Below are 12,064 nucleotides of genomic sequence, written 5' to 3' on the forward strand. Positions count from 1 at the left end.
TCTACTGACAATTGAGCATTGCAGGCAGCTATCCTCATCTCCCCTGAACCGAAGGCAATAACAGTGAGTACCACCCCTGATCCGAGCGCCGCAGATTCCGCCCCGGAGAGCACCCCCGTTCCACCCGCAGCCCAGACTGGATCCGCGGAGAAACAGGATGCCCAGGCCGACGGCGGTAACTCCTCCTCGACCTTTACCCTCGAGAATTCTGGCAGAGAACACCCTAAGTCTGCCCGTGCCACCGCCGAGCCTGTAGCTGCGGCAGCCGCATCCGAACAGGACTTCCGGGTGGCTGAGCCCAAGGGCTGGCGAGCATGGGTGCTCAAGAAAGTTACCCAACCATTGCCGGGCGCACAGCCACGGGTCCGCTTTGACTTACCGGTTGATCCCACCGGAAGCGCTAAAGATGCAGCTGAAACAACTGCTGATGCGGCCTCAACGGCAAGCATGTTCCGTCACCCCATCTATTTTGGTTTCATGGGCACTGTAGGTGTTGGAATCGCCCTGTTCTTGAGCTACATGCTCGCCAACACGGAGTCTTTGTTGCTATGGATCGTGACGGCCTTGTTCATTGCGTTGGGGTTGGATCCTGTGGTTCGCTGGCTGGAGAGGCGCAAGGTACCGCGGCCGCTGGGAATAGTCTTGGTGCTCCTGGCCCTGTTGGGATTGGTGGCTACTTTCTTCGCCACACTCATCCCGACGATTGTTGAGCAAACCACCCAGATTGTTACTAAGGCACCAACGTGGATCAAGGACTTCCTTGACTCTGATTTTTTCAAGCAAATTGATGGTCAATACCGTGTAATTGACACAGTCAATGAGCAAGTAGCCAAGTTCTTTCAGGATGCCCAGGCAGTTGGCGGTATCTTTGGCGGTGTACTAGGAGTTGGCAGCACCATTGCAAACGGCCTTTTTGGCACCCTAATTGTCCTGGTGCTGAGTCTGTACTTCCTGGCTTCACTGCCTGCCATCAAAAAATGGGGCTACCGTCTTGCACCGCGTTCACGTCGGGTCCGTGTTGAAGAGCTCAGCGAACAAATCACCCGAGGCGTGGGCAACTACGTCATTGGTCAGGTCTGCGTAGCGGCACTGAATGCAACAGTAGCTTTTATTCTCATGACTATTTTGGATGTCCCGTTCAGTGTGCTTTTGACATTTCTTGTGGCTTTATTGGCGTTCATCCCGTTGGTTGGTGGCATGCTCGCTGCGGTTGTTGTCATTGCTGTGAGCCTGACTGCCGGCTGGCAGACGGCCCTGATCTACGCGATCGCTTACTTGGCGTACCTGCAGTTTGAGGCTTACTTTGTTTCGCCTCGCATCATGCAAAAGGCTGTCGCCGTCCCTGGCGCAGTCGCCGTGATTTCCGTGATCGCAGGTGGCAGCCTCTTGGGCGTTCTTGGTGCACTCATTGCCATCCCAACCGCAGCAGCAGTCATGCTTTTGGTGAAGGAAGTGTTCATCTCAAGGCAAGATAAAAATTAGGCAGGCAGCGTTGCTACGGGGCCATTCCATTCCACAGGTAGCTCAACTGTCGCTCCCAACACGGTGGAGCAAATCTCGTTGAGAGCCCGTGCAGCATACTTCTCCCCCACCCAAAGATGCTTGGCGCCTGCTACTGCAACTAGGTGTGCCTGTGGCACAAGGGAGAAACGCTCAGTGGCCGTCTCCGGTTGCAGGTAATCATCAAATTCGGGTACTAGGACACTCAATGGTTTGCCGCTGGCAGCCCACGCGTGGAGGTCCACTTCCCCAGCCCTGTGCAGCGGCGGTGAGAGCAAAACGGCGCCTTCTATGTGCTCCGCTACCGACGGTAAAACTCCATATTTAAGTACTAGTTCGGTGCCGAAGGACCAGCCCACTAGCCAGCGGTTGGGCAGGCCTTGATCAATGGCAAATTGTACGGCTGCTTCCAGATCCATACGCTCGCCAATACCCTCGTCAAAGGAGCCTTCGCTGGTGCCCCGAGGCGAGGATGTGCCACGGGTGTTGAACCGTAGCACTGCTATTCCCGCCAACGCCGGCAGCCTGTAAGAGGCCTTCTTGTATACGTGTGAGTCCATGAAACCGCCGTGTGTGGGCAGCGGGTGGAGGGTGATCAATGTCGCCATCACTACGCCGTCGGCTGGTATCGCCAGTTCACCCACCAGCAAGAGGCCGTCCTCGGTCCTGAGCTCAATGTTCTCCCGAGTGGCGGGCAAGATGGTGGAAGCGCGGACTGCAACGGGCGAGCCGGAGTCAACGTAATCAAAAGTTGCGGGATCAAAAACCATGACTTCTACCCTACCGGCCTGGGGCCTCGAGCTCCGCGAAGCTAAGTTATCTGTACCTATAGCTTCGTCCACGCCAGCAATTAGTGTGCCAGTGCCTGCGGTCTCGCAAGCCTGCCTCCGCCCCAAACATGGCGTCCTCCTGCCACACAACCAAATGTGCAACACCCGGTAAAACTTGGTGGTGGCAGCCGGGGCACGTATAGGCCTTCTGCGCGTTCCCCACACTGATGGCGCGCACAGCCCAGACACCGTCAGGGGCCGTTTCAGTGGCCGGTATACCCATTCTGACCCGGTTCAGATCAAATTCTTCCTCTTCATTGGGACTCAACGCCGGGTTGGTGCTCCGTCGTGAAGATGTACGACGGCGGCGGGGCTGGTTCGAGCGGGGCATGTTTCCATTGTGCCGCACGGGGGCCGGCTTCGCGTTTGCTTTCTATGGTGCGGCGAGGTGCGCCGCATACATGGTTTCCGTCCACCACTGGCCGTGACACCACTGTCAGCCTCCCAACGGCTAGAGTGGAGGGCGTGCGTTTAGTGATTGCAAAGTGCTCCGTCGACTACGTCGGACGCCTCAAAGCCCATCTTCCCCTCGCCGTCCGGCTTCTAGTGCTCAAAGCCGACGGTTCAGTTCTTGTGCATTCAGACGGCGGCTCATACAAGCCGTTGAACTGGATGAGCCCACCTGCCACGCTGCGCATAGTCAGTCCGGAGGACACCGATCTTGAAGAAGGGGTCCTTGATCAGTGGATAGTGCAGTCAAGCAAGACTGACGACCGCTTGATCATCAACATTTATGAGCACATCAGCGATTCAAGCCACGATTTGGGGACCGACCCGGGTTTGATCAAGGACGGCGTAGAAGCGGATCTGCAGCGTCTGCTGGCCGAACAGATCGAGCTCCTGGGCGCGGGTTTTACGCTCATTCGACGCGAATATTTCACTGCCATCGGCCCGGTGGACATACTTGCTCGCGACGCTACTGGCGGAACTGTCGCCATCGAGCTCAAGCGGCGCGGTGACATTGACGGCGTCGAACAACTCACACGCTATCTGGAACTGCTCAACAGGAACCCACTGTTAGCACCTGTGCGTGGAATATTCGCCGCCCAACAAATCAAACCTCAGGCTAAAACGCTGGCCACTGACAGAGGTATAGAGTGTAAAACCCTCGATTACGACGCAATGCGCGGCGTGGATGACAGCGCCTCACGGCTGTTCTAACCAACCTGGCCCCAGCTTGACTAGACTTGAGGCATGACTGCTCCGAACCCTGCACCAGTATCCACAAAATACATGATCCAAGGCGCTGTCGTCACCGACGACGGCATCGTTGAAGGTGGCTTGGTGGCCGTCGAAGGTGACAGGATTGTGTATGCCGGACGTGCCGACCATTTTGATGAGCCTGGCTTTGGCCAAACCGATATGGACGCGGCGAACATTGTCTCATTGCCTGCCGGTCAGCTAGTCCTGCCTGGTCTGATCGATGTCCATAACCATGGCGGCAATGGAGGAGACTTCCCCAGTGCGGACGAGGCCTCAGCCCGTATAGCAGTGGAGTTCCTGCACCGCGCAGGAACTACCACATTGCTTGCAAGCATGGTCACGGCAGCCCCCGAAGACCTTCTCAAAGGGATTGGCATCTACGCCAAAATGACGGCTGAAGGTCTGCTGGCCGGCATCCACCTCGAGGGCCCCTTCCTCTCTCATGCACGTTGCGGGGCGCAGAATCCGGCTTTCCTTCTTGATCCTGACATGGCACTGATGTCCACACTGATCGAGGCCGGCCGTGGTGCCATCACCACCATGACGTACGCTCCGGAGTTGGCCGGTGCTGCCGACCTGGTGGACCTGCTGACACGGCATGGCATCACCCCTTCAGTGGGTCACACAAACGCCGACACGGCCACCACCACCGAATCCTTGGAGCAGGCCCTTGAAGGGCTGGATTCCACTGGTTTCGATAGCGTTTCCGGACGGCCCACAGTCACCCACCTCTTCAACGGCATGCCGCCCATGCACCACCGTTCACCTGGCCCCGTGGCCGCGTGCTTGGGCGCCGCCAGTGCCGGGAACGCCGCCGTCGAACTCGTTGCTGATAACACCCACCTGCACCCGGACACAGTGAAAATGGTCTTTGGCGTTGTGGGCGCGGCCAATATTTTACTTGTCACGGACTCCATGGCCGCGGCAGGACTTGCCGATGGCCAATACATGCTGGGGCCCTCCCCCGTCACAGTCTCCAACGGTGTGGCAACACTTGATGCCACGGGCTCTATCGCCGGCGGCACAGCAACATTACTTGAGGTTGTTAGACGCACCACAGCATCCGGTGTGGCGTTCACAGATGCCCTTATGTCCGCCACAACTGTTCCGGCAGCAGTGTTGGGCCTGACCGATGAGGTGGGTGCGCTGCGGCGTGGACTGCGTGCCGATGTGCTTATTGTTGATGCTGAGTTGGAACTCCAGCACGTCATGCGTGCTGGAGAGTGGCTGAGCTAACCCGGCTCTGATGGTACCGCGAGTTGCCACATATGGTGCCCAAAAATACTTTTTGGACACCATATGTGGCAACTGGCGGGTTCGGGGCGCGCAAGATCGGGACGCCCGTGGAGGATTATGACTTCCGCAGCAACTTTGCCAACGACCGCACAGACATATTGGGCATATAGGCCTCCCCCACAGCCCGGCCAATGCTCGGCAGTGACAACGGGTCCTGATACATCAAGTACAGGGGTCTGTGGCGTGGTTTGAAGCGCTGCTTGAAGTTTGCCAGTGAAGAAAAACCGTAGACAGGTTCCAAAGTGCGGGCAAGCAGAGCCAGTATCCGGGCCAAATTGCCGTTTTCTTCCCCTTCGCCCGCCACGTTGCTTGCCAGCGGCGAGCCAGAGAGCGAAATATACTCCACGGTCGCGGCAAAATGACGCACAGCTTGGGCAATCAGATATTCCATCACGCCGTTGAAAGCTCCGGAATTCCGACGCATGAAATCAAGGGTCCAGCTCACAACTTCTCCCTGATCAAACACAGGGAGCCAGCTCGTCACGGCATGGATCCGTCCTGAGTCATCGATGGCAAGACAAAGCTGGACGTTTTCATTCTTCAGTTCTTCAAGTCCGCCCAAAGTGAAGCCAAGTTCTGGCAGGGCTTGGCCGCTGACCCAGTCCTCCGAGATTTCATGGACCTGGGTACGTTGTCCCGTGGAGAGCTCTGCATAGTTACACCATTGTGCCGTGACGCCCAGCTTTGTTGCTTTATTCAAGGCGGTGCGGACGTTTTGCCAATCTTTGCCTTTGAAGTCCATACTCCGCACATCAAGAAGTGTCTCGGCAGCCACCTGAATCCGCCGGAATCCGCGCTGACCCAGCAGTTCAACGGCCGCGCCCGTCACCGAATAAAAGCAGGGTGTCAGTGACTCCTCGGCACAAAATTCAATGAAATCATCCACTGCCTCTGAATACTGATCGGCGGCTCCCACTGGCCCGCCCACTGTAACGGCGACGCCACTGTGCGGCTGGTAAGCCACACAGGCTGTCCCTGCGTCATTGAACCAATATTGATTGTTCGGCCACAGCGTCATCCAAGACAGCGAATCTCCTCCCCTGCGCACAAGCTCCTGCGCGCGCTGAGCATCATCAGCACCGCTGCGCAAGCGCCGGCTAAGAAACAAAACAAAGATGCTCACAGCGCTCAGCAGCCACAGCACTGGCCCACCAAAACTGAATAGAAGCTCAGAGAAGAATCCATGCGGATAAACGTTGGCCGCGTAGCTAAAAGGAAACGGATAGGGCAGTATTATGCGCGGAATCCCAGCCACCAAGGCCGCAATCCCCATACGGTTGTCCAGATTTCCTTCGGCCAACCACGCAACGCTGTAGAGCACAATCACGGCTAGCAGCAGCAGGGGCAGGAAAATCAATGACCGTCTGCGCAGTGCAGGATCGGGATCCACCCGGAAATACCTTCGGAAAACTACCAAGGCTAGGGCTATAAGCACCGGCACCAGCACCACCGGCAAGAGCTCCCACACCGATTCATTGATGCTCAGGCTGCGGTGCCCGCGCCGCAACGGCAGGCCTAGCCCGGCAAAGACCTGGAAATAGATGGCTGAGACTAGTCCAATTACCAGGTGCAGATACACTGCTGCCCATAATGCCAAACGGTTCCCGCGTCGCAGGCCTTCGGCACACACAAGCAACAACAGCATCGGCATCAACGCCAGAATATGGCCACCGGATCCCAGCAGACCCATGTTACGAACCATCCCATGGCAGGCAGCATCGGCTACATGGCAGCTGCCTTGCCATTGTGCCAGCGTAGGATCCTGATTGGTGATCCAGGTGCGCATCACAGCGAGAGGCCCCACGGCTACATGCGCCACAGCAGCCGCGATGGGACCGATTGCGAACACCGCAACCACCATTGCCAAGATTGTTCGCACTTCTTGGCTTGTTGATCGTCTGGCGAATCCGTGACTTGTTGCCTTGACAAACAGCAGCCCCAGAGCAAGCCCAGTCAAGGATGCAAGTAAAATATATACGTGCTGGGCATGGCCCACATACACACTGAGCATCAGCGCCGTTGCCACAGTTAGTACTCGCACACGGCGTCTCCACAGCAGACTGATGGCCTGGCTGGCTGCCATCAGGGTCCCTGCTGAGGCTGCAAACGGCCCCAAGAGTGTTGCTTGTTCCATCCCTGCAGGCAGGTCCACCGCATCCATGCTGCCCAGCGCAATAATGAGTGTATAGAGCACGACGGCGGCAATTTGCGTTGCGCTGAACAGCACTGCTGTGCGCAGGGTGCCTAAGGTAGCTTCTGCCAGTCCCAAGACCGTGCCTAGAACAGCCACGCTAAGGAGCATCGCGGCCGTGCTGGAGCTAAGAAACAAGGTAGTGAACATGTTCCACCAGTGGCTGCTGAAAAGATCAGCGGACTGGTAACCCCAGGTACCGGCCACAGGGCTGGGCAGACGGTGCAGGAATGCACCTGAAACGAAGTGGGCAAACACTACTGCAACGATTAAACCTGAGCTAAAGGGCGTGCCTCCGATCCAGGTCGCCGTTGCTCTGGCTAGAGAGGCGATGGCTCCCGGGGCCACAGCAGCGGCGGTGCTGCTAGCACTCGATGGGTCCCGAATGGTCACGGCAGGCCCATTCTTTCAAAAATAAACGCCAGTCCCTCAGGTAAGCCCTCGTTGACCACAGTCCATGAGTGCCCACCAGGAAAGAGCGCACTGTCAGTTCGCATCCCTGCTTTGCGGGTGGCGTTTAGAAGTACCAACACATTCGCAGAATACACAGCATCCTGGCTTCCAGAAGCAAACCAGCCGGCAATCTCTGGATACTTTTTTATAGAGAGCAGGGTCAGCGGCACCAAAGCATCAAAAGCCGCAGTGTCACCATGAAAGGCACGGTTGATTGTCACCGAACGGTTCACGGCCAGAGCGGGCTCACGTTCTGGGGAGAAGGCCATGAAAGAACGGAAAATATCCGGATGCCGGGTCACCATCTGCATGGCACACGTGCCACCGAAAGAGAAACCCCCCACAGCCCAATGGGCAGGGTTGGTGTCGGCATCCAGATGGGTCTTAATCCACTCAGGGACATCTTTGAACATGTAAGTATCGGCTTGGCCAAGTGTTGAATCCATACACATGGTGTTTGCCTGTTCCCCGCCATTGGGGTCAGGGATCACCACCAAGGGAGTCAATCCTTCATGTGCCATGGCATAGACGTCCAGCTCACGAATTAGCTCGGAGGACTGCAGCCACGATTCCGGCGATCCCGGCTGCCCGCTGACAAGAACCAGCACTGGCAGAACAGGCCTGTTCGCGGATGCGTAAGCCGGCGGCAGATACACAAGAGCGTTGCGAGCCTTGAAACCGGAGATGGTGCCGGGAATAGCTGCTGAAAGCACAGTCCCTGAAGTTGCCAACCCTGCAGGAGCCCTCCACCGCTGGAACACCGCGTTGTCCATAAAACGCGAACTGAGAATATGTTGCAAAGCAGGCGCAGGTGCCGCCGATAACTGCGTATGAACACCCAATAGTCTGCCAACTGTAGGGTACTGGCCAAAGATGGCATTGACCTGTAGGCCGCTAGAGGCAAGGACAACCACAGTGGCAAGAATGGCCACCCCTCGACGCCAGGGCGAGATCCGCTGACGGGAAACTGGTGCGGTGGAAGCGTCACGGGCGGCGGATTTCTGTCCTCTCCGACGACGACGCAGGCCACCGAACGCCGTCGCACTCCCCAATGCCACGGCCCAGATCATCAACGCAACAGTGTTAACAACGGCCGAGGGCAAGTCCTCCGGCCACCAGTAAAAGGCGTGGATCACGGCCCAGCAGGCGAGCGTACTGATGAGGAAAGCGCCAATGGCAGATGCCACCGCAAACAGCCACCAGCGAACGGAACGTCTTAGGAGCAGGAAGACTAAAGAAGCCACACACATTATCCCAAAAATGCTGGGCAGGGGGCCATTGATCAGGCTAAGGTTTTGGATCCAGTTCACTTCGTTGCCGCACTTTTAGGAGGGATATCTGCCGAAAGAAAGCGGCAGCAAAGTGATGCTAACGGCATTTGCTGGCAATCAGCTGAGCGTTATCGCCATGTGCCCACGCCAGTGTGCGGACCAGCCTCAAGCCAGGAAGATAAGCCGGCGTAGGCGCCGAATTTCATCGCTAACAGCACTTCTTTTCCCTCATAAGAAAGCACCACGATGACAACTTCGGGAGGCACACGCGTTAGTTCACTCTCGCTGGGCTCGCGGCGCCCAATCAACACAATCTTGCTGCGTTGCATGGTTCGGGCAGGTATAGGGCTTAACGAAAGGAGCCGGACCCACTCAAGGACCGACTCCTGATAACGACAAACCCCCATCGCCCAGCGATTACTCGCAGTGGAAATGGAGGCGTCTACTGTGCCCAGGGCACGCCGCAACATGAGGCGGCGCACCCCGAACAGGCACAGCATTAGAACAACTAGCAGGAATGCTCCAGCCAGTATGATGAACGGAATACCAAGTTCGTTCATCAATGGATAGCTAGCGAATACCAGAGCCAGAAGTTGCGCTGTCTTTCAACTGCGCATTGTCGGCCACAATCACGACCCGGTTCTCATCAACCGAGAAGAATCCGCCGTCCACTTCAACGAAGAAGCGGGGGCCTTCCACGGGTGCGATCTCCAGCAAGCCCGGCGCCAAAACCGCGAGCAAAGGGGTGTGACCGGGCAAAATGCCGATCTCGCCCTCGCTGGTAAAACCCTTGACCAGGGTCGCCGCACCCGAGAACACAGCGTGGTCGGCCGCTACGATTTCAACTTCGAGGTTAGCCATGTTTACTTAGTCGATTCCTGGATTGCGGCCCACTGACGCTCAACATCATCCATGCCGCCGATGTTGAAGAACGCCTGCTCAGCGATGTGGTCCACGTCGCCGTCGCAGATGGCAGTGAAGCCCTCAATGGTGTCAGCGATGGAAACCGTTGAGCCGTCAACGCCGGTGAACTGCTTGGCGGTGTAGGTGTTCTGCGAGAGGAACTGCTGGATGCGTCGAGCACGCGATACAACGATCTTGTCCTCTTCGCCGAGCTCGTCAATTCCAAGGATCGCAATGATGTCCTGGAGTTCCTTGTTCTTCTGTAGGATCTGCTTGACGCGCACCGCAGTGTTGTAGTGTGCGTGACCGACGTACTGCGGGTCAAGGATACGTGATGTGGAGGTCAACGGATCAATGGCCGGGTACAGTCCACGAGAAGCAATTTCACGGGAAAGTTCCGTGGTTGCATCCAGGTGGGCGAAGGTCGCCGCGGGAGCCGGGTCGGTGTAGTCATCAGCAGGGACATAAACTGCCTGCATGGACGTGATCGAGTGGCCCTTGGTCGAGGTGATGCGCTCCTGCAGGAGGCCCATCTCATCGGCCAGGTTTGGCTGGTAACCAACAGCAGAAGGCATGCGCCCCAGCAGTGTGGAAACCTCTGAACCGGCCTGTGTGAAACGGAAGATGTTGTCGATGAAGAGCAACACGTCCTGGTTCTGCACATCGCGGAAGTACTCAGCCATGGTAAGAGCTGACAGAGCTACGCGCAGACGCGTTCCCGGCGGCTCATCCATCTGGCCGAAGACTAGCGCAGTGTCCTTAAGAACTCCGGCTTCTTCCATTTCAACCCAAAGGTCGTTACCTTCTCGTGTTCGCTCACCAACACCGGCAAATACCGAGGTCCCACCGAAGTTACGTGCAACACGGGTGATCATTTCCTGGATCAAAACGGTCTTACCGACACCGGCACCACCGAACAATCCGATCTTTCCACCCTTGATGTACGGGGTGAGCAAGTCAATGGACTTGATACCAGTCTCAAGCATTTCCGTGGAACCCTCGAGGCTGGCAAAAGCCGGGGGCTTGCGGTGGATAGGCCACCGCTCGGAGATGTTCAGCTCAGACTCATGCACGTCCAGGGGTTCGCCCAGAACGTTGAAGATGTGACCCTTGACGCCGTCGCCAACAGGCACGGTGATGGGGGCACCCAAGTCCTGCACGCTGGTCCCACGGACAAGTCCGTCGGTGGCCTGCAAGGAAATGGCACGCACGAGACCGTCGCCAAGGTGCTGGCTGGTTTCGAAGGTGATGGTTTTGGTCTGACCATTGAGAGTGATCTCAGTGGTCAGCGCGTTGTAAATGGCGGGAATGCCGTCTGCCGGGAATTCGACGTCGACAACCGGGCCGATGACGCGCGCGATGCGGCCTGTGGCACCGGCCTTCGCAGCGGTTCCCTGCTCGTTAAGTTGGGCAGTCATCTCTCTCACTTCACTTGTGTGGATGCATTGAATAAGTATGTTTCGGGCTACTAGGAGGCGTTGAGCGCGTCAGCGCCAGCAACAATCTCGGAGAGTTCCTGCGTAATTTCAGCCTGTCGGGCGTTGTTACGAAGTCGCGTGTACTTCTTGATGAGGTCGCTGGCGTTATCACCGGCGGACTTCATCGCCCGCTGGCGTGCGGCAAGCTCGGAAGCTGCCGCCTGCAAAAGTGCCGCGAAGATTCGTGACTCAATGTACCGTGGCAACAAGGCGTCAAGGACGTCTTCCGGCTGCGGTTCGAACTCATACAGCGGAAGTAACTCGGATGAAGATTCAACTTCTTCCTCAACAATTTCCAGCGGTAGCAATCGAATTACTGTCGGTTCCTGAACAACCATTGATTTGAATGCGGTGTAAACGACATGGATCTCATCGACGCCACCTTCTTCAAAATCTGTTGCAAAGTCCTCTAGCAAGGCCACGCGTAGTTCACGTGCAGTTTCAAAATCCGGTGCATCAGTTCCACCGGTCCACACCTTGGCGTAGTCGCGGCCACGGAAGTCAAAGTACGCCTGAGCCTTGCGGCCGACCAAATAGGTCGAGACGTCCTTGCCTTCTCCGTGCAACAACTCGATTAGGTGCTCTGCCTGCTTCAAAACGCTGGCGGAGTAGGAACCGGCAAGACCACGATCAGAAGTCATCACCAATACCGCGGCCCGACGAATCTCTTTGGGCTCGGTGGTTAGCGGGTGGTCGACCTCGGATTGGGACGCAACGGCAGAAACGGCACGGGTAATCGCATTGGAGTACGGCAATGAAGCCGTGACACGTACACGTGCCTTTCCAATGCGGGACGCAGCGATAAGTTCCATCGCCTTGAAGATCTTTTGCATCGACGTGGTCGAAGCGATCTTCTGGCGGTAAACCCGTATCTGGGCTCCCATGTTTGTCCTTTCCTTATCCTTGTTTGGGCTGCTGGCACCAAGGTGCCAGCAGCCC

The 12,064-nt window shown here is 57.0% G+C and carries 11 protein-coding genes; 3 read left to right on the top strand and 8 right to left on the bottom strand.

The genetic code is table 11. From position 1 onward, the window contains the following. Positions 1 to 63: 63 nt before the first annotated feature. The gene (locus QMG40_RS04110) at positions 64 to 1,482 is read left to right on the top strand and encodes an AI-2E family transporter (protein ID WP_459252946.1); all 1,419 of its coding nucleotides are present in this window, start codon (positions 64 to 66) and stop codon (positions 1,480 to 1,482) included. On the opposite strand, the gene QMG40_RS04115 is transcribed toward QMG40_RS04110, so the two are convergent. Next, on the bottom strand, positions 1,479 to 2,270 hold the full coding sequence (locus QMG40_RS04115; RefSeq protein ID WP_283528173.1) for an alpha/beta hydrolase: 792 nt from the start codon (positions 2,268 to 2,270) through the stop codon (positions 1,479 to 1,481). The genes QMG40_RS04110 and QMG40_RS04115 overlap by 4 nt on opposite strands. A gap of 46 nt (positions 2,271 to 2,316) precedes the next feature. Beyond that, complete coding sequence (locus QMG40_RS04120; protein WP_283528175.1) at positions 2,317 to 2,661, bottom strand: ATP/GTP-binding protein; 345 nt, start codon at positions 2,659 to 2,661, stop codon at positions 2,317 to 2,319. 134 nt (positions 2,662 to 2,795) lie between these two features. Here QMG40_RS04120 and nucS point away from each other — a divergent pair, with 134 nt between their 5' ends. Continuing rightward, complete coding sequence (gene nucS / locus QMG40_RS04125) at positions 2,796 to 3,491, top strand: endonuclease NucS (protein WP_283528177.1); 696 nt, start codon at positions 2,796 to 2,798, stop codon at positions 3,489 to 3,491. Positions 3,492 to 3,524: 33 nt separating this feature from the next. Continuing rightward, positions 3,525 to 4,769, top strand: coding sequence for an N-acetylglucosamine-6-phosphate deacetylase (locus QMG40_RS04130; protein ID WP_283528179.1), 1,245 nt, complete (start codon positions 3,525 to 3,527; stop codon positions 4,767 to 4,769). Positions 4,770 to 4,884: 115 nt separating this feature from the next. On the opposite strand, the gene QMG40_RS04135 is transcribed toward QMG40_RS04130, so the two are convergent. From QMG40_RS04135 to QMG40_RS04160, 6 genes are all read right to left on the bottom strand, one after another. Then, positions 4,885 to 7,413, bottom strand: a complete 2,529-nt coding sequence (locus QMG40_RS04135; RefSeq protein WP_283528181.1) for a bifunctional lysylphosphatidylglycerol flippase/synthetase MprF — start codon at positions 7,411 to 7,413, stop codon at positions 4,885 to 4,887. Then, positions 7,410 to 8,717 carry an alpha/beta hydrolase gene (locus QMG40_RS04140; RefSeq protein WP_283528183.1) on the bottom strand — a complete coding sequence of 436 codons (1,308 nt, stop codon included), beginning with the start codon at positions 8,715 to 8,717 and terminating at the stop codon, positions 7,410 to 7,412. The genes QMG40_RS04135 and QMG40_RS04140 overlap by 4 nt, the downstream gene beginning before the upstream one ends. A gap of 155 nt (positions 8,718 to 8,872) precedes the next feature. Then, entirely contained in the window at positions 8,873 to 9,304 is a 432-nt protein-coding gene (locus QMG40_RS04145) for a DUF2550 domain-containing protein (RefSeq protein ID WP_283528186.1), read from the bottom strand. A gap of 10 nt (positions 9,305 to 9,314) precedes the next feature. Then, complete coding sequence (locus tag QMG40_RS04150) at positions 9,315 to 9,605, bottom strand: F0F1 ATP synthase subunit epsilon (protein WP_283528188.1); 291 nt, start codon at positions 9,603 to 9,605, stop codon at positions 9,315 to 9,317. Between the two features lie 2 nt (positions 9,606 to 9,607). Further along, complete coding sequence (atpD, locus tag QMG40_RS04155; RefSeq protein WP_283528190.1) at positions 9,608 to 11,065, bottom strand: F0F1 ATP synthase subunit beta; 1,458 nt, start codon at positions 11,063 to 11,065, stop codon at positions 9,608 to 9,610. A 50-nt stretch (positions 11,066 to 11,115) separates the two neighbouring features. Further along, entirely contained in the window at positions 11,116 to 12,009 is an 894-nt protein-coding gene (locus QMG40_RS04160; protein ID WP_283528193.1) for a F0F1 ATP synthase subunit gamma, read from the bottom strand. Positions 12,010 to 12,064: the final 55 nt, after the last annotated feature.

It is taken from the genome of Arthrobacter antibioticus (genome assembly GCF_030063205.1).
Classification (GTDB): Bacteria; Actinomycetota; Actinomycetes; order Actinomycetales; family Micrococcaceae; genus Specibacter.